Source organism: Amycolatopsis silviterrae (assembly GCF_042684085.1).
GTDB lineage: Bacteria > Actinomycetota > Actinomycetes > Mycobacteriales > Pseudonocardiaceae > Amycolatopsis > Amycolatopsis silviterrae.
On record NZ_JBHUKS010000042.1, the window covers coordinates 38,398 to 58,774 of the forward strand.

17 protein-coding genes are annotated in these 20,377 nt (G+C 69.6%); 5 read left to right on the forward strand and 12 right to left on the reverse strand.

Annotated elements, in window-relative coordinates; translation table 11 throughout:
* Nucleotides 1-6: 6 nt before the first annotated feature.
* Nucleotides 7-1,401 (reverse strand): NAD-dependent malic enzyme, encoded by a 1,395-nt coding sequence (locus ACFSVL_RS46260; protein ID WP_378314492.1) that lies wholly within the window; start codon nucleotides 1,399-1,401, stop codon nucleotides 7-9.
* Nucleotides 1,402-1,547: 146 nt separating this feature from the next.
* Nucleotides 1,548-1,727 carry a hypothetical protein gene (locus tag ACFSVL_RS46265; RefSeq protein ID WP_037807827.1) on the reverse strand — a complete coding sequence of 60 codons (180 nt, stop codon included), beginning with the start codon at nucleotides 1,725-1,727 and terminating at the stop codon, nucleotides 1,548-1,550.
* A 92-nt stretch (nucleotides 1,728-1,819) separates the two neighbouring features.
* Here ACFSVL_RS46265 and ACFSVL_RS46270 point away from each other — a divergent pair, with 92 nt between their 5' ends.
* The gene (locus tag ACFSVL_RS46270) at nucleotides 1,820-4,060 is read left to right on the forward strand and encodes a helicase-associated domain-containing protein (protein ID WP_378314495.1); all 2,241 of its coding nucleotides are present in this window, start codon (nucleotides 1,820-1,822) and stop codon (nucleotides 4,058-4,060) included.
* Between the two features lie 192 nt (nucleotides 4,061-4,252).
* On the opposite strand, the gene ACFSVL_RS46645 is transcribed toward ACFSVL_RS46270, so the two are convergent.
* The 6 genes from ACFSVL_RS46645 to ACFSVL_RS46300 form a co-directional block, all read right to left on the reverse strand.
* The gene (locus ACFSVL_RS46645) at nucleotides 4,253-4,786 is read right to left on the reverse strand and encodes a DUF742 domain-containing protein (protein ID WP_449224412.1); all 534 of its coding nucleotides are present in this window, start codon (nucleotides 4,784-4,786) and stop codon (nucleotides 4,253-4,255) included.
* Between the two features lie 492 nt (nucleotides 4,787-5,278).
* Nucleotides 5,279-5,710, reverse strand: coding sequence for a roadblock/LC7 domain-containing protein (locus tag ACFSVL_RS46280; RefSeq protein ID WP_009083953.1), 432 nt, complete (start codon nucleotides 5,708-5,710; stop codon nucleotides 5,279-5,281).
* A 452-nt stretch (nucleotides 5,711-6,162) separates the two neighbouring features.
* On the reverse strand, nucleotides 6,163-6,768 hold the full coding sequence (locus tag ACFSVL_RS46285; protein ID WP_116204130.1) for a GTP-binding protein: 606 nt from the start codon (nucleotides 6,766-6,768) through the stop codon (nucleotides 6,163-6,165).
* Nucleotides 6,749-7,525, reverse strand: coding sequence for a DUF742 domain-containing protein (locus ACFSVL_RS46290; RefSeq protein ID WP_378314499.1), 777 nt, complete (start codon nucleotides 7,523-7,525; stop codon nucleotides 6,749-6,751). Before ACFSVL_RS46290 ends, ACFSVL_RS46285 begins: the two co-directional genes overlap by 20 nt.
* A gap of 27 nt (nucleotides 7,526-7,552) precedes the next feature.
* Complete coding sequence (locus ACFSVL_RS46295; RefSeq protein WP_369871052.1) at nucleotides 7,553-8,029, reverse strand: roadblock/LC7 domain-containing protein; 477 nt, start codon at nucleotides 8,027-8,029, stop codon at nucleotides 7,553-7,555.
* On the reverse strand, nucleotides 8,026-11,094 hold the full coding sequence (locus tag ACFSVL_RS46300) for a sensor histidine kinase (protein WP_378314500.1): 3,069 nt from the start codon (nucleotides 11,092-11,094) through the stop codon (nucleotides 8,026-8,028). The genes ACFSVL_RS46295 and ACFSVL_RS46300 overlap by 4 nt, the downstream gene beginning before the upstream one ends.
* Nucleotides 11,095-11,790: 696 nt before the next feature.
* On the opposite strand from ACFSVL_RS46300, the gene ACFSVL_RS46305 reads away from it, so the two are divergent.
* The 4 genes from ACFSVL_RS46305 to ACFSVL_RS46320 are packed head-to-tail and all read left to right on the forward strand — an operon-like array spanning nucleotide 11,791 to nucleotide 15,216.
* Complete coding sequence (locus tag ACFSVL_RS46305; protein WP_378314599.1) at nucleotides 11,791-12,753, forward strand: ABC transporter substrate-binding protein; 963 nt, start codon at nucleotides 11,791-11,793, stop codon at nucleotides 12,751-12,753.
* Between the two features lies 1 nt (nucleotide 12,754).
* Nucleotides 12,755-13,522 carry an ABC transporter permease gene (locus tag ACFSVL_RS46310; RefSeq protein WP_378314502.1) on the forward strand — a complete coding sequence of 256 codons (768 nt, stop codon included), beginning with the start codon at nucleotides 12,755-12,757 and terminating at the stop codon, nucleotides 13,520-13,522.
* Nucleotides 13,519-14,343, forward strand: coding sequence for an ABC transporter permease (locus ACFSVL_RS46315; protein ID WP_378314504.1), 825 nt, complete (start codon nucleotides 13,519-13,521; stop codon nucleotides 14,341-14,343). The genes ACFSVL_RS46310 and ACFSVL_RS46315 overlap by 4 nt, the downstream gene beginning before the upstream one ends.
* 15 nt (nucleotides 14,344-14,358) lie before the next feature.
* Nucleotides 14,359-15,216, forward strand: a complete 858-nt coding sequence (locus ACFSVL_RS46320; RefSeq protein WP_378314506.1) for an ABC transporter ATP-binding protein — start codon at nucleotides 14,359-14,361, stop codon at nucleotides 15,214-15,216.
* Here the strand turns inward: ACFSVL_RS46320 and ACFSVL_RS46325 are convergent, their stop codons facing one another.
* The 4 genes from ACFSVL_RS46325 to ACFSVL_RS46340 all read right to left on the reverse strand — a co-directional run bounded on the left by ACFSVL_RS46325 (nucleotide 15,217) and on the right by ACFSVL_RS46340 (nucleotide 20,375).
* Nucleotides 15,217-15,930 (reverse strand): hypothetical protein, encoded by a 714-nt coding sequence (locus ACFSVL_RS46325; RefSeq protein WP_378314508.1) that lies wholly within the window; start codon nucleotides 15,928-15,930, stop codon nucleotides 15,217-15,219.
* A 91-nt stretch (nucleotides 15,931-16,021) separates the two neighbouring features.
* On the reverse strand, nucleotides 16,022-17,239 hold the full coding sequence (locus tag ACFSVL_RS46330) for an acyl-CoA dehydrogenase family protein (RefSeq protein ID WP_378314510.1): 1,218 nt from the start codon (nucleotides 17,237-17,239) through the stop codon (nucleotides 16,022-16,024).
* A 100-nt stretch (nucleotides 17,240-17,339) separates the two neighbouring features.
* Nucleotides 17,340-18,980: a S53 family peptidase gene (locus ACFSVL_RS46335; protein WP_378314512.1), complete on the reverse strand. Its 1,641-nt coding sequence runs from the start codon at nucleotides 18,978-18,980 to the stop codon at nucleotides 17,340-17,342.
* Nucleotides 18,981-19,697: 717 nt separating this feature from the next.
* Nucleotides 19,698-20,375 (reverse strand): copper homeostasis protein CutC, encoded by a 678-nt coding sequence (locus ACFSVL_RS46340; RefSeq protein ID WP_378314514.1) that lies wholly within the window; start codon nucleotides 20,373-20,375, stop codon nucleotides 19,698-19,700.
* Nucleotides 20,376-20,377: the final 2 nt, after the last annotated feature.

The following is a 20,377-nucleotide window of genomic DNA, read 5'->3' on the forward strand; positions in this document are numbered from 1 at the left end:
GGACGGTCAGCTGGCGCGTTCGGCGCGGACGGCGTTGCGCACCGCTTCCGCGACCGCCGGGGCCACCGCGTTGTCGAACACGCTCGGCACGATGAACGACGCGTTGAGCTTGCCGTTGTCCACCACGTCGGCGATCGCGTCGGCGGCGGCCAGCAGCATGTTGTCGTCGATGTTGTGCGCGGCGGCGTCGAGGAGGCCGCGGAAGACGCCGGGGAAGGCAAGGACGTTGTTGATCTGGTTCGGGAAGTCGCTGCGGCCGGTGGCGACGACCGCGGCGTGCTTCTGCGCCTCCAGCGGGTCGATCTCCGGGTCCGGGTTCGCCAGCGCGAAGACGACCGCGTCGTCGTTCATCGTGGCGACCTGCTCGGCGCCGAACAGGTTCGGGGCGGAAACGCCGATGAAGACGTCCGCGCCGGCCAGCGCGTCGTGCAGGGTGCCGGACTTGCGGTCCTTGTTGGTGTGCTCGGCGATCCAGGTCAGGTTGTCGTCGAGGTTGCCGCGCTCGGGGTAGACGACGCCGTCGATGTCGGCGGCCACGATGTCGCCAGGGTTCTTGCGCAGCAGCAGGCGGATGATCGCCGAACCGGCCGCGCCGACGCCGCTGACCACGATCTTGCAGTCCTCGATGTTCTTGCCGACCACCCGCAGCGCGTTGCGCAGCGCGGCGACCACGACGATCGCGGTGCCGTGCTGGTCGTCGTGGAAGACCGGGATGTCCAACTGCTCGCGCAGCCGCTTCTCGATCTCGAAGCAGCGCGGCGCGGCGATGTCTTCCAGGTTGATGCCCGCGTACACCGGCGCGAGCGCCTTCGCGATCATGATGATCTCTTCGGTGTCCTGGGTGTCCAGGCAGACCGGCCACGCGTCGACGCCGGCGAACTTCTTGAACAGCGCCGCCTTGCCCTCCATCACCGGCAGCGCGGCGGCCGGGCCGATGTTGCCGAGGCCGAGCACCGCGGAACCGTCGGTGAGCACCGCGACGGTGTTGCGCTTGATGGTCAGCCGGCGCGCGTCCTCGGGGTTCGCGGCGATCGCCTGGCACACGCGCGCGACGCCCGGCGTGTACGCGCGGGAGAGGTCGTCACGGTTGCGCAGCGCGACCTTGGGGCTGACCTCGATCTTGCCGCCGAGGTGGATCAGGAACGTCCGGTCCGAGACCTTGCGCACGCGCACGCCCGGCAGCGAATCGAGCGCCTGGGTGATGTCCTGCGCGTGGTTTTCCGACAGCGCGTTGGCGCTGATGTCGATCACGATGGTGTCCGGGTGCGATTCGACGACGTCGAACGCCGTCAGCACGCCGCCGACGCGGCCGACCGCGGTGGTGAGATCACCCGCGGCCGTGGACGAGGCCGGGGCCTCGACCCGGACGGTGATCGAATACCCGGGACCGGGAACCGGCATGACACGTACTCCCCGCTGGTGGAGTGGTTCGGACGGGTCGAATCTAGTCCGGTGACCCGCGCCACCACACCCCAACCGGGTGACTGACCAGTAACTTCAGGTTCGGGGGCGCCGCTTCGGCCGCGCTCCCGAACCCGGTCCGCAGGTCAGCGGTTGATCTCGGTCTCCGGGTGCACGTACGGCACCTGCTCGAGCGGGAAGGCCAGGTCGCCGAACGGCGAAAGCGCCCCCTGCCGGTCCGAGGACAGCTCGGTGACCGGGTGCTCGCCCGGTTCGCCCGGCCACGTCGGGTCGATGCCCTTGCTCTGCTTGTCGCCCTTCGCCACTGCTTCCTCCGAGGCCCTCGTCCGGCAAACTCGACCACAGTCTGCCCGAACGCGTCTCGTGCGCGCGCACCCGCCCGGTATCCTGGGTGTCTATGCCCGCGACCTCTCTGGCGGACTGGCTGCGTGCGGAGTCCGACGACGCACTCGCCGAGCTGCTGCGCACCCGTCGCGATCTGTCGACGCCTCCGCCGTCCGACACCACCGTGCTCGCCACCCGCGCCGGCACGCCGGGGTCGGTCGCCCGCGCCTGCGAAGACCTCGACACCTTCACGCTCGCCGTGCTCGACGCGCTGCTGGTCGCCGGTGCCGACGTGGAGCCGACGCCGGTGTCCGCGGTCACCGCGCTGGTCGGCCGCGACGTCGGCGAGCCGCTCGCCCGGCTGCGCACGCGGGCGCTTGTGTGGGGCACCGACGACGAGCTGCGGCTCCCGCCCGCGGCCCGCGACGCGCTCGGGCCGTTCCCGGCCGGGCTCGGCGCGCCCTCGCCCGCGCTGGCGGCCACCGACATCCCCGCGCGGCTGGCGGAGGTCGGCGACGACGAACGGGCCGTGCTCACCGCGCTGGCCGCCGGGCCGCCGATCGGCCGGACCCGCGACGCGAGCTTCGACGTCGGGCTGTCCGACGCGGCCACGCCGGTGCAGAAGCTCCTCGCGCGCGGCCTGCTGCTGCGCCGCGACGATCAGACCGTCGAGCTTCCCCGCGAACTCGGCCTGCTGCTGCGCGGCGGCCTCGCGTTCGAACCGGACACACTCGTCGAGCCGCAGCTGCCCGTCAATCCACATCGGACGGACACTGTGGACGAAACCGCGGCCGGCGAGGCGATGGAGTTGTTGCGGCAGACGGAATCCCTGCTGCGAATGTGGTCGGAGTCGCCGCCGCAGGTGCTCAAGGCGGGCGGGCTCGGAGTGCGCGAGCTGAAGAAGATCGCCAAGGATCTCGAAGTCGACGAGACCCGCGCGACGCTGCTGGCCGAGCTGGTCGTCGGCGCGGGACTCGTTGCGGACAGCGAAAACACCGCTCCGGAGTACGTGCCCACCATGCTCACCGACAGCTGGCTCGCGTCGCCGTCGGTGCAGCGGTGGATGACGCTCGCGCAAGCGTGGCTGGAACTGCCGCGGCTGCCCGGTCTCGCCGGTGGCCGGGACGCGAAAGACAAGCCGATCGCGCCGCTGTCCGAAGAGCTGCGACGGCCGCTCGCGCCGGTTTCGCGGCATCGTGTGCTTTCCGCGCTGGCCAAGCTGAATCCGGGCGCGGGCGTGAAAAGTGTGGACGAGCTGGTGGCCGTGCTGGCTTGGCGCGCGCCTCGGCGGGGCGGGCGGCTGCGCGACGAAACCGTCCGCTGGACGATGGCCGAGGCGACCGCACTGGGCCTCGTCGGCCTCGGCGCGCTCACCACCGCCACCCGCTTGTTGCTGGAGGACGACCGCCCCGGCGCGGTCGAGGCGATGCACGACGCGCTGCCCGCGCCGGTCGACCACGTCCTGGTGCAAGCCGACCTGACGGTGGTCGCGCCCGGCCCGCTGGAGCCAGAGCTGGCGGCGGACATGGCAGCGGTCGCGGACGTCGAATCCGCTGGCCACGCAACGGTTTACCGGGTCACCGAGCCGTCGGTGCGGCGCGCGCTCGACACCGGACGGACCGCGGACGAACTGCACGCGATGTTCCGCGACAAGTCGGCGACCCCGGTGCCGCAAGGCCTCACCTACCTGATCGACGACGTCGCCCGCCGCCACGGCCGGCTGCGCGGCGGCACCGCGGGATCGTTCCTGCGCTGCGACGACGAGGCGCTGCTCGCCGAGGTACTCGCGAACCCGGTCGCCACGGAGTACGACCTGCGGCTGATCGCGCCGACGGTGCTGATCAGCTCCGCCCCGCTGGCCGAAGTGCTGGAAGCCTTGCGCGGTGCGGGTTTCGCCCCCGCCGCGGAGGGCCCGGACGGCCGGGTGGTCGACCTGCGCCCCACCGGACGCCGCCTGCCCGCCCGCACCCGCGCGGCCCGCGCCCGGCCGGGCGAACAAGCGGTGCTGACCGACGAACAGACGACGCGGATCGTGTCGAACCTCCGCGCCGGAGACCAAGCTTCGGCCCGCCGCCGCGGCTCGACGGTGCGCGCGCCGGGCGGCGGCGGAGCCGATACGACGGCGACGCTGGATCTGCTGTCGCAGGCGACGCTGGAACAGCGCGAGGTGTGGATCGGTTTCGTCGACTCACGCGGGACGGCGAGCCAGCGCGTGGTGCGTCCGCTGCGGGTTGGCGGTGGAGTGCTGGAAGGCGCGAACCACGAGCGGTATCCGTTGCACCGCATTACTTCCGCGGCGTTGGTGGAGGACTGATTCGCGGGTCCGAAGCGGCATCCTGCGCGACCGAGCGGCGGTGAGAGTGTCGAGCGCCCCAATGTGGCATTGGGTGCGTCAGATGCACCCAATGTGGCGTTCGGTGCGTTGAGCGCACCCAAAGTGGCATTGGGGCGCTTCGGGCTGAGGCGGAGCGGCTCGGCTCGGGCAGCGGGGCGAAACCGGGTCCCGTCAGAGGTTGCGCAGCCCCTGCAGCACCCGCTCCATGAACTCCCTCGACGAGCGATCCCCGAGCACCAGATCGGTCTGGTGCAGCATGACGAGACCGATGTCGGCCATGTCGCCCACCAGCACCTTCACCACGCCGAGCGGCAGGTGCAGATGCGCGGCGATCTCGGCGACCGACCGGGTGTCCAGGCACAGATCGCAGATCCGCCGGTGCTCGATCGAGCGCACCCCGCGGTACCGGCGGCCCTCGTCGCTGGTGGAGACCAGTGCTTCGAGCGCGAGGTTGTGGTCTGAGCGGGTCCGGCCGCGGGTGCGCGCGTACGGGCGCACCCGCGATTTCGTCGGCTGGGCGGGCGGTTCCGGCTGCGCGGGTTCCTCAGTGGACCAGAACCGGTCCAGTTCGGACACTCCGGAGGCCGGGCCGGGGTCGGGGTACGGGTACCGGTCGGCGGGCGCGGGTTCTTCGACCAGCGCGTGCCGGCTTCGGGTGGCTTGTTCGACGTGTTCCCGTTGGTACGCCGAGCCTTCCGGCACCACGCGGTCGTCCGGGCCGGGCGAACCGGCGTACTCGTCGAACGAGTACGGGTCGTGCGCCGCGGGCTTGCGGGGCGGCGGCTCCTCCCAGCGGGCAGGCTGGGGTTCCTCCCAGTAACCGGACTCGCCGTCCTCGACCCACTCGTAGCCGTCGTCCCAGCTCTCCTCCTCGACCGGAGCGACCGGAGCGGCTGGAGGGGGCGGCGGCGGGGCGACCGGGCGCGGGGCGACCGCCTGCGGCACCGGACGCGGCGCGGGCGCCGGGCGAGCGGCGGGAGCCGGACGGGGGGCGGGCGCCGGGCGAGGCGCGGGCTCCGGACGTCGAGCGGCGGGCGGCGGAGCCGGCGCGGGCCGCGGCTGCCGATGGGGCAGCCGCATGCTCAGCGAACTCATGTCGTACCGGCTCGGCGAGTCGAACGACTCCCGCTCAGTGCCTTTGTGGAGGGCGTCCCAGGCGCCCGTGTCCTGGTCTCCGAAACCCGAGATCTTCATCGGCTACCCCAGCACCCCGCCGCCTTGCAGCTGCGCGCGCAGCTCCGGCGTGATCTGCTCGCCGACCCGCTCCACCAGCAGGGTCATCTCGTACGCCACCGTCCCGATGTCGCACGTCGGCGCGGCGAGCACGGCGAGGCAAGACCCGTCGGAGACCGACATCAGGAACAGGTACCCGCGCTCCATCTCGACCACGGTCTGGTTCACGCCGCCCGCCTCGAAGCACCGCGCCGCGCCCTGAGTAAGGCTGATCAGCCCGGACGCCACCGCCGAGAGCTGCTCGGCGCGCTCCTGCGGCAAACCCTCCGAGGGCGCCAGCATCAGTCCGTCGGCCGACACCAGCACCGCGTGCGCCGCACCCGGGACCCGGCGCACGAAATCCGAGATCAGCCAGCTGAACGTGCCCTGGTCCGCTGGCCGGTCGGAATCGGTCACTGCCCCTCCAAGCTGTCGAACGCTGCCGGACGCCCGTTCACCGTCCTCCGGTCATCCTCGCCCGGCCGCGGTGAAGTCGTCGTTCCAGCGTATTCACGCACCCGGTCGTGTCGAGCGTGTGCCCGGGCACGGTACGTGTCTGCCGGATGTAACGTCGCGCGAACGCATGCACAACCACGCATTCGCGGGTCACTCGGTGGTGGCGGCGGCCACCGTGCGCAGCGGGATGTCCGTGCAGGTCACCGCCGGTCCGACGCCCCGATCAGGGGCACTCGGCCTCGAGGGCGAGCGGGCAGGACTACTCAGCCTGCGCCACTCGGAGGCACCACTCCCCGAAGCGGGTGAAGCGCGCGGAGTTCACTCCAACGGCCGCACCCGGGCCGGGGCGGAACGGGAATCTGGGAGTCGGCGGACGCCTCCTTCACAGACGGCAGCGGGGACCGGAGGCGGGACTAGCCCGCCCGCAACGCCGTGTCGTGCGCGATCGCGTGCTGCACGACCGAGATCAGCACCTGCTTCGCCGACTCCCGCTCCCGCGCGTCGCACGCCATGATCGGCACCGACGGCGAGATGGTGAGCGCGTGCCGCACGTCCTCGATCTGGTGGTGCAGCAACCGGTCGAAGCAGTTGATCGCCACGACGTAGGGCAGCTTCCGGTTCTCGAAGAAGTCGATCGACGGGAACGCGTCGGCCAGCCGGCGCGTGTCGACGAGAACAACCGCGCCGATCGCGCCCACCGCGAGGTCGTCCCACATGAACCAGAACCGGTGCTGGCCCGGCGTGCCGAACACGTACAGCACCAGGTCGGAGTCGAGCGAGATCCGGCCGAAGTCCATGGCCACCGTGGTGGTCGACTTGTTCGGCGTCGCCGACACGTCGTCGTGGCCCACGCTGGCCTCGGTCATCATGGCCTCGGTGGTCAGCGGGTCGATCTCGGAGATCGCCCCGACCATAGTCGTCTTGCCCGAACCGAACCCACCCGCGACCACGATCTTGGCCGACGAGGTCGGACCCGTATGCGGTGTGTTCGCGTCGGAGTCAAATTCTCCGAAGCCCACTGAGCACCCTTTCCATGAACTCGATACTGGGGCGGTCGCCCGAATTCGTACTGCTGCTCGTGTGCACGAGCACCAGGCCGAGGCCCGCCACGTCACCAATCAGCACTCGCACCACGCCGAGCGGCAGCCGCAGCAGCGCGGCCACCTCGGCGACCGACCGGGTGTCGAGGCACAGGTCGCAGATCGACCGGTGCTCCGGAACCCGGACGCGGTCAAGCACCCGGCCCTGCTCGCTCGTCGACACCAGGGCCTCGATGGCGAGGTCGTAGGTCGGTTTCGTGCGTCCTCGGGTACGGAAGTAAGGCCGGACCAGCCCGGAGGTCTCGACCTCGGCGGGCTCGTCCACGTACTCTCCCGCCGCCTGCGCGGGCAGCGCGGCGGCCAGGCCGTTCGACGGGAAGCTCGAGGGTCCCGGCGACCCGTCGCGTTCGGCGCTGAACGCGGCGAACTCGGCCGAGTCGTACAGCGGTCCGCTCGCCCCGCCGAACAGCTCCGAACCGGGCCCGCCGAGCAGCCGCTCGCGGTACCCGGGCACCGCGGTGATGCCCGGCTGCTGCCCGGCGTTGGAATCGGTCAGCCAGTTCGGCGGTTCGCGCACCGGCTCGGAATCCGCGGCTTGGACGTCCCTGGAACGCCATTCGCGGTCGACCCGGTCCCGGAAGGACTTCCAGTCCTCCCGGCTCTGGTCCCGATCGCCCCAGCCTCCGGTGTGCTCGTCACCGAGCCGGCCGTCGCCGCGCAAGCGCCCGTCGTCCACGGTTTACTCCTGTAGTCCTAGGTCCGCCTAGCGACGGACCGCAGCGCCCTGCAGTTGTGCCCGCATCTCCGGTGTCAGCTGCTGGCCGACCCGTTCGACCAGCAGCGTCATCTCGTACACCACCAAGCCGATGTCGCTCTCCGGCGAGCCGAGCACCGCGAGGCACGATCCGTCGGACACCGACATCAGGAAGAGAAATCCATTCGCCATCTCGACCACGGTCTGTGCGACCGGGCCGCCTTCGAACACCTTGGCCGCGCCGCGCGCGAGGCTGGTCAGCCCCGAGGCGACGGCCGCAAGCTGGTCCGCCCGGTCCTTCGGCAGCCCGCGCGAAGACGCGAGCAGCAGACCGTCGGCCGAGACGACCACCGCGTGCGCCGCACCGGGCACCCGGTGGACGAAGTCCGTGATCAGCCATGCGAAGCTGCTCGCCGCGCTGCCGCCGGCCTGCCTGCCGTTCGGCTGCACCGAGCCGCCTCCCGGCTGCACTCCCGCCCGTGTCACTCTCGCTCCTCACTGCTGTCGCTCACATACCCGGCCCCGGTGACGCGAACCCCGTCGTCGTCTAGCCGGGCTTCCGGCGGCCGCTCCTTCAGCGCGTGCCTGCCGGACTTGTACCCACGCTGGAAGCTTGCCATCCGGCTGCGGGCGGCCGTCGCCGAGCGGGCCATCGCACCCGATCCGGGCATTCCCGCGGTCGCGTCGGTGAACGAGTTCTGCGCCTGCGCCGGTTCCGGCGCGTTGCCGATCGAGCCGGGGACCAGGTACGCGTTGGGCACGCGCTTGGGCAACCCGGCGGACGTGACCTCCTCGTTCTTGGATTCGAGCAGCGACTGCGCCGCCTGCCAGCCCTCGTCGGAGACGCTGTGCCAGCTGTCGTCGCCCGGTTCGTCGGAACCGGGGTAGAGCGGCGTCGCCTCGACCGCGGCCGCGGGCTGCTCTGGCTCGGCCCGGGTCTCCTCCGGTTCGGCCGGAGCCGGGGCCTCGGCGGTTTCCGGCTCCGGCGCGGAAGATTCGGCGGCGCCAGTACCGCTGGCACCGTTCTCGTTGTCCTCGCCCTCGCTGAACCAGCGCGACAGCACCGACTGGTAGATCGGCAGCCGCCGGGTGGGCACGTCGTCCTCGAGCGCGGCGGAGCCGTCCGACTCGGCGGGCGGCTGCTCGGCGGGCGTCTCCGGCGCGACGTACTTCGGTTCCCGCTTCGGCAGCACCAGCGGCGGGAATTCGGTCTGCGCCAGGCTCGCGCCCTCGCCGTAGGACTCACGGGTGAGCGGGGCGAGGTCCTCCGCGGTCGGCCACGCCGGGGCTTCCGCGGCGGGCGTCGCCGGGCTGAGGAACGGACCGGCCGCCCGGTTGCCCGCCACCAGGTCGTCGAGGCTGATCGGCTGGTCGAGCGGGACCAGGCCGCCGTTCTCCGACCCGCCGCCGGTCGAGCCCATCGCCTCGGTCAGCTCGGCGGCCGCGGGCGGCGGGGCGAGCGGAAGCGGGTTCGGCGGCTCGGGTTCGCGGTTCAGCGGCGGGAGGCTCGGGTGCGAGACCTCGTTGCGGTTCGGCGGCGGCGGGGTGTTCCGCATCGTCGGCGCGACGGTCCGGACCTGGGTGAGCAGCTCGACCGGGACCACCACGCGGGCGATCACGCCGCCTTCGATGTCCTCGTTCTCGCGCAGCCGCACCTCGATGCCGTGCCGCTGAGCCAGCCGCGCGACCACGTACAGACCCATTCGCCGGGTCACCGACACGTCCAGGTCCGGCGGGTCGGCGAGGCGCTCGTTGACCTCGGCGAGGCGCTCCTCGGTCATCCCGACGCCGTGGTCGGTGACCTGGATCGCCAGCGCCTTCTTGCGCGTGATGACCGCGCGGACAGTGATCTTGGTTTCCGGTTCGGAGAAGTACGTCGCGTTGTCGAGCAGTTCCGCGAGCACGTGCACGAGGTCGTGGATCGCGAGGCCCTGCACCGCGACCTCGGGCACGATGCCGATCTCGATCCGGGCGTACTGCTCGATCTCCGACACCGCCGCGCCGATCACGTCGGCGGCCGGCACCGGCTTCGGCACCGACTTCGCCAGGCCCGCGCCCGAAAGCACCAGCAGTGATTCGCCGTTCCGGCGCAACCGGGTGGCCAGGTGGTCGAGCTCGAACAGGCTCGCGAGATGGTCCGGGTCCTGCTCGTCGGCCTCGAGCCGGTCGATCACGCCGAGCTGGCGTTCCACCAGCCGCTGCGACCGCCGGGAGAGGTTCACGAAGATGCCGTTGACGTTCTCGCGCAGCAGTGCCTGTTCGGCGGCCATCTTGACCGCCTGCTCGTGCACCACGTCGAACGAGCGCGCCACTTCGCCGATCTCGTCGCGGGTGAGGACCGGCACCGGGTCGACCGCCTTCTTCGAGGCGTTGACCGGGTCCGGGTCGTCGAGGATGGCCTGCACGGTTTCCGGCAGCCGGGTGTAGGCGACGTCCAGCGCGGTCTTCCGCAGCACCCGCAGCGGGCGCAGCATGAGCCGGGCGATGACGAGCATCAGCATCAGCGCGGCGACCAGCGCGGCGAGGACGATGACCCCGCCGACCCACGCCGACCGCACCGCGTTGCTGGCCAGTTCGTCGGCCTGCGCGCGCAGCTGGGTCAGCAGGTTGACCTCGACCGCGCGCAGCTTGTCGGCGGCGACGGTGGAGTCCTGACCGAGCCGGGTGCCGTCGAGGTCCAGCGGCTTGCCCTGCTGGGCGAACGAGAACGCTTGTGTCTGCAAACGCCGACGCTCGTCGACCTCGGGGCCGGAGTAGGTGTCGTTGTAGAGCTGGACCTGGTCGCCGGTCGCGTTGGCGAGGAACGCGGTGATCGACGCGTCGCCGCTCGCCTCCGACGCGCGGGTCTCGTCGATCAGGTTGCCCGGGAAGTTGTCCCGGAACGCGGCGATCTGCAGCGCGGAGTCGCCGCGGAGGATGTACTCCTTCGCCTCGCTGATCGCCTGCGCGCTCGTGCCGAGCCGGAGCAGGTCGCGGTCGGTGGTCGCGGTGGCGACCTCGCGGCCGAGCCGGATCAGCGAGTCGAGCACGGAAGAGTAGGTGTCGAGCACCGCGCGGTCGGAGTAAGCCGACGTGGTCATCGCCGCGCGCAGCGGGCGCAGCGCGTCGAGGCGCTGGAGGCCGCGCGCGTAGCGGTCGCTGGTGGCCTGGTTGTCGTTTTCGAGGTTGACCGCGGCGTTGCGCAGGTCGTCCACGTCCCGGTCGACCTTCGCCATCTGCGCGTCGAGGCCGGTCTGGCGCAGCGGGTCGGCCGAGGCGATCCGGATCACCGCCAGCGCGCGCTCGCGCTGCAGGTCGTGCACCACCGCGGTGACCTTCTCGGCGAAGGCGACCTGGTTGGCGGTGTGGTTGAGGTCGACCGCCGAGCGCACGTCGTCGACCACGCGCAGGACACCGAGCACCAGTGCGGTGATCGTGGGGATGAGGAGAATGAGCGCGAGCTTGGACCGCAGCCGCCAGTTGCCGAGCGCGAGCCAGGACCGCTGCTGCGCGGTCCCCGCGTTGTCCTGACCGGAGGCCTCCCCCGCCCCCGAGGTGTCTTCGTTCGGCACCGCCGCACCACCGTCTGGGCCCGAGGAGCCCGTCGATTCCGGACCTGCCGTGCTCGTGGCCACTACGCGCACGCTCCCGGCTGGTCATCCGCCACCTGAGTGGTCTGGACCGCGGCCCGGACTGTTACACCCTTTCGAGTGAAAAGATCGACTTCCCGGTGCGGTTGCCCGTCGCCTCGGACACGGAATCGGTTCAGGTCTGGCATGACGTTCGGTCCCCGCACGTGGTCGATCTCTTGGTCCGTTCGGCCGAGGCCACCCTTCACCGGCTTGCCGCCGGCGTGCGCGGAGAGCCTTTTCGCATGTCCTGCTCTCACTACATCGGTGGTCCACACCTCACACTGCAGGAGCAGAGGGTAGCGAAAGCCTGGATGATTTGTAACCCTCCAGAAGTTGCCCGGAGAGCACCCAGGCAGCGGATCAAGGCCCATCGGGCACCCACGGGTCGTTCACATACCCGGGCATACCAGCGGATTCGATCACCTGATCGAGTGACCAGTACCACTTCTGAATCGTATATGAACACCCATTGTGAGTGATCGTGCTGGTTCTCTACAGTAGCCGCGTGACTCCGGACAATGAGCCACCTTCCCCCCGCGTCCATGCCAGACGCGGGCCCATTTGCTAGGAGCGACCTTGTTTGATGAAGCGGTGAGCCGGCGCAATTACGGCAGGCGGGGGTTCCTGTCGTTCGCGATGGCGGGCGGTGTCGCGCTGACGGCCAGCAGCTGCGGCCTGCTGGGCGGATCGGAGGATTCGGGCGGCTCGAAGGGCGGCTCGGGGGTCGAGAAGGCCAAGATCAAGGTCTCGATCATGCCGACGATCGACGTGGTGCCCTTCCACCTCGCCGTCCAAAACGGCTACTTCAAGAACGAGGGGCTCGAGGTCGAAGCCGTCGACGCGGCCAGCGGTGACGCGTCGCTGCAGAAGCTGCAGGCGGGCGAGGTCGACATCGCCTACGCGAGCTACACGCCGTTCTTCATCGCCAAGAGCAAGGGCGCCGCGGACATCAAGCTGGTCGCGGACGCCTCTTCGGCGGGTCCGAAGAGCACCGAGGTCGTGGCGATGCCGACCAGCAGCATCAAGACCGTACGCGACCTGGCGGGCAAGAAGATCGGGATCACCGCCACCAACACGATTTGCGACACCCTGACCAAGTCGGTCATGCGCGACAACGGCGTGAACTTCAACGACGTGAAGTGGGTTTCGCTGCGGTTCCCGGACATCGGCCCCGCGGTCAAGCGCGGTGACATCGACGCGGGCTTCCTCACCGAGCCGTTCATCACGCAGTCGGCGAAGGTCAACGGGACGGTCGAGGTCGTCGACACCGCTTCCGGCGGCACCAAGGACTTCCCGACCGCGGGCTACGGCTCGCTCGGCAAGTTCACCGACGCCAACCCGAAGACCGTCGCCGCGTTCCAGCGCGCGATGCTGCGCGCCACCAAGGACGCGGCCGACCGTTCCAAGATCGAGCCGCTGATGATCCAGTTCTCGAAGGTGGACGAGGCGACCGCGAAGATCACGAACCTGCTGACCTTCCAGTCCACTTTGGACGCCCGGCGCATCCAGCGGGTGCCCGACCTGCTGCAGCAGTTCGGTTCCATCCAGTCGAAGATCGACGTGCAGTCGATGATCGTCCCGCAGGCGAACGCGTCCTGACGTGCGCCTCGTCCGGAACCTGACCGGCCTGCTCGGCTTCCTCCTGATCTGGGAGGCCGTCGTGCGGGCCGGTCTGATCGACCAGAACGACCTGCCCCCGCCGACCGTCGTGTTCGCCAGGATCGGCGAACTGTTCGGCGACGTCGAATTCGTCCGCGACGTGGTCGCCTCGGTGCTCGCGTGGATGATCGCGCTGCTCATCTCGATCGCCATCGCGGTGCCCGCCGGCCTGCTGCTCGGCAGCGTCCGCTGGCTGCGCGACGCGACCAAGGCGATCGTCGAATTCCTGCGGCCGATCCCTTCGGTGGCCCTGATTCCGCTGGTGCTGATCGTCGTCGGCGGCGGTCCGGAAGCGAAGATCACGCTGGCCGTGTACGCGGCGGTGTGGCCGATTCTCTTCAACACCATCTACGCGCTGGCTGAGATCGACCCGCTGCTGCTGGAAACCGCGCGCACCTACGGAACTCCGCGCGCGCGAGTGCTGACCTCGGTCGCGCTGCCGCACGCCGCGCCGTTCGTGTTCACCGGGATCCGGCTGTCCGCGGCGATTTCGCTGATCCTGGTGATCAGCACGGAATTCCTGGCCGGCGCGAAACTCGGCATCGGGCAGTTCGTGCTCGAAGCCAGTTCCGGGCCGGGCCGGATGGACCTGGTGCTCGCCGGAACGGTCGTCGCCGGGATCCTCGGCTACCTCGTGAACGAGGGACTGGAACGACTGGGCAACCGGCTGTTCCGCTGGAGCAGCGCTGTCGAAGGAGCCGCCGCGTGAGTGTGGTCGAAAAGCCCTCCACCGTCACGCGCCGGGTGAGCCGCGGTCTCAGCGGATTCGCCCGCAAGTGGCTGCTGTTCGCGATTCTGGTGGTGCTGTGGGAGATCGCGACTCAGCTGAGCGAAAGCGTGTTCTTCCCGCCGCCGTCGAAGATCGCCGCCGCGGCCGCGAAGCTGTGGTTCTCCGGCCCGGCCTCGCAGCTGTTCCTCGGCGACCCGGTGTTCGACCACATCCTGCCGAGCCTCGGCAGGCTGCTCGGCGGCTGGCTGCTGGCGGTGGTGATCGGCGTCGCGCTCGGCACCGTGCTCGGCCGCTCGCGCACCGGGATGGACTACGTGGGACCGCTGTTCGCGTTCTTCCGCGCGATCCCGCCGCCCGCGCTGGTGCCGGTGTTCATCATCCTGTTCGGCATCGGGCCGGGCATGCAGACCGCGACGATCATCTTCAGTTCGCTGTGGCCGGTGCTGATGAACACCGTGGACGGCGTCCGCTCGGTCGACAAGGTCAAGGTCGAGACGGCGCGCGCGTTCCGCACGCCGAAGCGGTACTGGATCGGGCTGGTCGTGCTGCCCTCGGCGCTGCCGAAGATCTTCGCCGGGCTCCGGGTGTCGCTGTCGATCTCGCTGATCCTGATGGCGATCTCCGAGCTGGTGGGCGCGCTCAACGGCATCGGCTACGCGCTGCTCGCCGCGCAGCGCTCGTACGACTTCGACCAGATGTGGGCGTGGATCGTGCTGCTGGGCATCCTCGGGTACGGGTTCAACGCCGCGCTGCTCGGCATCGAACGCCGGGTGCTCGGCTGGCAGCCCGGCCGCAACTAGGAAGGTTTTCCCGTTATGTCGACCATGCTCGAGGTCTCCGGCCTCAGCCACCGCTACGGCAGCGGCGAGTCCGCGCACGTGGCGGTCAACGAACTGTCGTTCACGGTCGAGGCCGGGCAGCTGGCGTGCATCGTCGGCCCGTCCGGCTGCGGCAAGTCCACTTTGCTGCGCGCGATCGCCGGCCTGATCCCGCCGACCGCGGGCACGGTGAGCCTGCACGGCGACCGCGTCACTTCGGTGCCGGACGATCTCGCCGTGGTGTTCCAGGACTACAGCCGTTCCCTGTTCCCGTGGCTGTCGGTCGCGAAGAACGTGGAATTCCCGCTGCGCTGGAGCAAACTCGACAAGGCGACCCGGCGCGCCCGGGCCGCCGAGGCGCTCGCCGCGGTCGGGCTTTCGGCCGCCGAGAACAAGTACCCATGGCAGCTGTCCGGCGGCATGCAGCAGCGGGTGTCGATCGCCCGCGCGCTGGCGAGCCGTCCGGCGCTGCTGCTGATGGACGAGCCGTTCGCGTCGGTGGATGCGCAGACGCGGTTCGAGCTGGAGGACCTGCTGCGCCGCGTCCAGGTCGAACAGGGCACGACGGTTTTGCTGGTGACGCACGACATCGACGAGAGCGTGTACCTCGGCGACCGGGTGCTGGTGCTGTCGAAGTCGCCGGCCCGGATCGTCGCGGATCTGAAGGTGGACCTGCCCGCGCAACGGGACCAGATCACGACGCGCGAATCGGCGGAATTCGTTTCGCTGCGCGGTGAAGTGGCCCGGCTGCTGCACGGTCCGGCAGTACAAGCGGCGGCGGATCTGGCGGAGCAGGAGGCGGCGGAGGCTGCTGCTTCCGAGGCTTCGGAGGCTGTCGTTTCAGAGAAGAAGTAGTCACAGCTTCGGAAACAGCACCGAGACGTCGGCGAGGGCGTCGAGGGTGTCGGAGTCTAGGTGTCCGGCAACGGTTTCCGTCTCCGCGACCACCATCGTCTTGCCGTCTACTTTGGACTGGAAGTGGTGGCCGGAGAATGTCACGTCGGCGAGGCGGAGCAGGGTGGCGGCGAGGGGTTTGATGTCCCCGCTGCCCTGCACCTCCTCGACCTTCTCGCACCCTTCGGCGTCGCTCTTCTTGGGAAACCCAACTCGGGCAACGGAAATCACCGCGGCATTACCGTGCCCGTCGCCGACGGCGAAGAGGTTCCGATCCAATGAGGTGCAACGGTGCTGCGCGAGGTACTCGCGGACGCGGTCAGTGGAGTTCAGCAGGCAGTCGATCTCGTGTTTCGCCGCCTGCTTGAGCTGCTTGAGCTTGAACCGGCTGAAGGTCTCGTCCTTGCGGCCTCGCTGCGCAGACTTCTTGGCCTCCGCTTTGCGCGTCTTGAGGCTCCGGCCGGGCAGAGAATCCGCTACGTCGCCAGCGAGGTTGCCAGGTAATGCCTCCGCGGCTCCGGATCCGACGCTCGCCGCACCGCCGACTCCGGCTGCCGTCCCACCTCCGACAGCGGCGACTATGGCCACCCCGGCCACGAATACCTTAGCCCCGCCGCCCTCGTTGATCGGGATTACTGTCCCGTCATCAAGCGTTCGGTATTTCTGTTTCGCCACTCGCTGTCCCTCCCCCGGACACCAAGACCGAAGCGGTCAAGATAGCCCGTGAACAGCGAAAACTCACCCGGTTCCGGCCGGGTTCACCCATTCAGCCCTTAGCGCGGGAGTTCGGTCCGGTCTCGTCCGGGCCGATCTCCGGCAGCGTCCGCACGCCGAGCACGTTGGCCCCGACCAGCTTCCGGGTCGCCAGGTTGCCCATCGGCATAAAGGTACTCGCCTGGACGTCCCTCCACATGCGCTCGAACGGCAGCGCCTTCGTGTACGACATGCCGCCCAGCGCGTCGACCAGCCGCTGCATCACCTGGACCGCGTTGTTGGCCGCTGTGTACTTCACCACCGCGCTGCGGGCCACGCCGTCCTGGATGTCCCCGGTGAACAGGCGTCGGCTCGTGACCTCCTCGGCCTGGCGGTAGATCAGCGCGCGGGAGCTTTCCAGCAGGATCTGGCATTCGCCGATCACGTCCTGCAGCACCGGGTCTTCCGCCTTGCCGCGCTGGATCAGCGTCTGCACGGTCCAGTCGAGCGCGCCGGCCGCGACTCCCGTGTAGACCGCCGAGAACGCGGGCATCGCCCAGGCCCACACGGTTTCCAGCACCCGCGAGTCGAGGTGTTTCACCGGCAGCGAGTGCACTACCGCCGCGTCCTCGACGAACACCTTGTCCAGTTCGACGTCGTTGCTCTGGGTGCCGCGCATGCCCATGGTGTTCCACGTCTGGTGAATCGAGACGCCCGGCTGGTCCAGCGCGATCTGGCACAGCAGCAGCCGCGGGCCGCCGTCGGCGTCCTCGTAGCGGGCGGTGGTCGAGCAGTGCGTGGCGACCGCCGAGTTCGTCGCGAAGCTCTTGCGGCCGGTCAGTTCGAAGCCGCCTTCGACGCGGACAGCGCGGGTCTTCGCGTCCGTCATGTCGTTGCGCAGGCCCGTTTCGCTGGTGATCGACGCCCAGACCAGTTCGCCGTCGACCGCTTTGCGCAGCAGTTCCGCCAGCCGGGGCGCCTTCGTGCGCCGCCACACGCTCGCCCACTGTCCCAGCGGCGACAGGTGCATCGTGAACGCCAGCGCGGTCGCGCCGTCACCCATCGCCAGCCGTTCCAGCACCGGAAGGATTTCCGGCAGCCCGGCGCCGGCTCCGCCCAGTTCTTCCGGCACCGACAGCCGGAGGAAACCCGCTTCCCGCAGGTCGTCGTAGTTCTGGTGCGGGAAGGTGTTGTCCCGGTCGTGCTCGGCCGCGCGCTCGGCGAACATGTCCGCGAGCTTGGCGGCGCGGTCGACGAGGGCCTGCTGCTTAGACGTCAGGAGAGGCTGCACCCGGCCATCAAAACAGCGTCCCGGATCTTGGTCAATCCGCCAAATACTCGTGCGTGCCTGCGCCGGTCAGCACCGGCACAGGCACGCACGAGAGCCGCACTCAGCCGATCAGTGTGGACAGTCCGGAGCCCTTGAACGAACCCCAGCCGGTCGTCTGGTCGTAGCCCTGGCCGGCGGAGAAGCCGGTGGTGCCGTTGAAGGTGTTGTTGCCGGTCGTGACGTCGTGGAAGCCGGAACCGTAGGAGGAACCGTTGCCGATGCCGTAGAACTTCGGGTTCAGGTTGCCGAGGCCGCCCTTGTGGACCTGGTTCTGCAGCGCGGCGAAGCCCGCCCACAGCGGAGCCGCGCCCGAGGTGCCCCACACGTTCCCGGTCTGTCCGCCGGAGATGATCGTGTACGCCGAACCCTGCGCGGCGTCCGCGGCGACGTCCGGGACCTTGCGCTTGGTCGTGCTCTGCTTCGACTGCCACGACGGCGCGGCGAAGATGGTCGAGATGCCACCGCCGCCAGCACCGCCCGAGGCGCCGTCATTCCACGTCGTCTCGCTGCTGTAGCCGTTCGAGGAGTTGACCGTCAGCTGCGTGCCGCCGACGCCGGAGACGTTCGGGCTCGACGCCGGGAAGTCCACGGCCTGCGCCTTGCTGCCGGTCTGGCGGGCGCAGTCGGTGGTGCCGTCGTCGCCCGCGGCAGCGAAGTAGCTGATGCCCTCGGCAGTACCGGTCGCGAGCGCCTTGTCGACGCTGTTGGCCGCGGCCGAACCTTCCGCCGCCTCGCACGAGCCCCACGAGATCGAGACGACGCTGACCTTCTTGTCCGACGCGATCTTCTGGTACATCGCCAGCTCGCCCGCGTTGGAGTTCGGGGCCTCGTACACGTAGTCGTTCGCCGGCGCGGCCAGCGCGTGCACGACCTCGATGTCCAGGTCGACCTCGGTCTCGCCGTCGCCAGGGCTGGAGTCGTAGTTGGCTCCGTTCACCGAAACCGTGCTGACCGTGCCGCCCTTGAGGCCGTACTTCGTGTCGTACGCGGTGATGTCCGACTTCTTGTACCCGTCGAACTCCACGAAACCGACATTCACCCCCGCCCCGGTCGCGGACATTCCGCTGGTGCCGTAGGCGGTCTTGAGGATGGTCGGCGTCACCGGCTTGACCGTGCGCGGTGCCTTCGCCGGCTTGGCGTGCTGCTTCACCGCGTGGTTGTCGAGACCGACCACCGAATCGACCACCGCGGACACCGAAGCGGGCAATTCCGGCGCGGCGTCGTTCGCGTAGAACTTCCGGCCGGTGACGGTGTCGGTGTAATTGCCGAGGCGAGTATGGAAGGCGGATTCCAGCTGTCCGGCAGTCGCCGAGAAGGTGATCGCCTGACGGTTTCCGGAAACCTCAATACCCTGCGCGCCGCTGCGCTTGAGGAAATTCACCGCCTGGTCGGCCTCGGCCCGCGTCGGACCGAACGCGGCGGTGAACTGCTCCGGCGAGAGGAAGTGGTGGTACTGCGGCGAGGCCGGGTCCTGCACGTCGGAAAGGAAGCGGGCCAGCGCCTGCTGGTTGTGCAGTTTGAGGGACAGAGCGGCGGGAATCTGCTGCTCAGCGGCCACATCGCCGGACCGCGCGCTGGCGGCGAGCGGTGCGGCGTTGCCGGAAAGGGCGACCAGCGGATCGGCGTTCGCGACGCCGGCCACGGACAGGCACAGCAGCGCCGGCAACGGGACCGCGGCGGCGACAAGCTTGCGCAAGCGCATGAGAATTCCTCTCGAGAGGCGGGGACCGGGCCGGCTAAATCGCGGTACCGACCCGTATCTCTGACCCTAAAAAACCCCTCGAAACAAAGAAACCTACTTTTGGCTGACCTATCGCGGCCGGTTTGTTTTCCCCTTGCGCCATTGATGACTGATTCCCGCCGCGATGCCCCGCTAAATCCGGAAACCACCGGACGTCGGAAGGCGGAAGCCGGGGACATTCCGGACCGGTTGCGCTCAGCCGCGCACTGTGGGTGTCAAGCGAAGAAGGGAACCTTACCGGAATTGGAATTCCCGGCGAGGTTCCCTTGCCCGGCCGTTTCCGGAGGTCCGTGAAGGACTCCATGGGGGAATCTGATTCCGTGAAGGAACCCTTCACGGACGTTCGAGCCCAATGCCAGGGTCTCAAGGCGGCGCGGGCTGGGAGCTGGGTGTGTCGTCTGTGAGGGGCACCTTGAGGGAATCTGATTCCTTCAGGGTGCCCCTCACAGACTTGAATAAACAGGCATTCTGGCACCAATCGGGCATTTCGCTGACGTTGGTGTCCTTTGTGGACGGTCGGCAAGCTGAGGCCGCCCGGCTCAAGTACCCGGCATTGGCGGCTAGGCCTCGACGGGCAGGGTGACTGCGCCACTCCCGCAGAGGTCCGTGAAAGACTCCTTGAGGGAATCAGATTCCCTCAAGGAGCCCTTCACGGACCTTCGAGCCTGCGGACGAGCGTCAGCCCTTGACCAGCTCGGCCCACTCACGCACCGCCGCCGCGTCCACCGGAGCGTCCCAACCGGACGGACGCACCGCACCGCCCACATGGAACCCGCGCACGCCGCCAGCCCGCAGCAAATGCACCTGCTGCGCCCGCAGCCCACCGCCGACCAGCAGCGCCGGGCCGTCCGTCCGACGCGCGAGCTGCTGCAGCACCGACAGTCCAGAAGCGACCCCGTTCGCGTGCCCCGCCGCCAGCACGGTGTCGCAGCCAAGCTCGGCCAGCACGTCGTACGCGGCGATCGGGTTCCGCGAACGGTCGATGGCCCGGTGGAACGTCCAGGGCCGTCCGTCGATCTCCTTCAGCAGCGAGCGGCACGCGTCGGCGTCGACCTCGCCGTCCTCGGTCAGGAAGCCGAACACGAACTCCTGCGCGCCCGCAGCCACCAGCCGGGCCGCCGAAGCGCACACCTCGTCGATCGCGCGGGCGTCGAAAGTGTTCTCCGCGCGCAGCATCACGCGCACCGGCAGGTCAGTGGCCGCGAGCACCTCGCGGACCGTCGCCTCGCTCGGGGTGAGTCCGTCGCTGGCCATGTCGGCGACAAGTTCGAGCCGGTCCGCTCCGCCCTCCTGCGCCCGCTCCGCGTCGTGGGAGCCCAGCGCGATCACTTCCAGCAGGGCGGTGTTCGAACTCATGC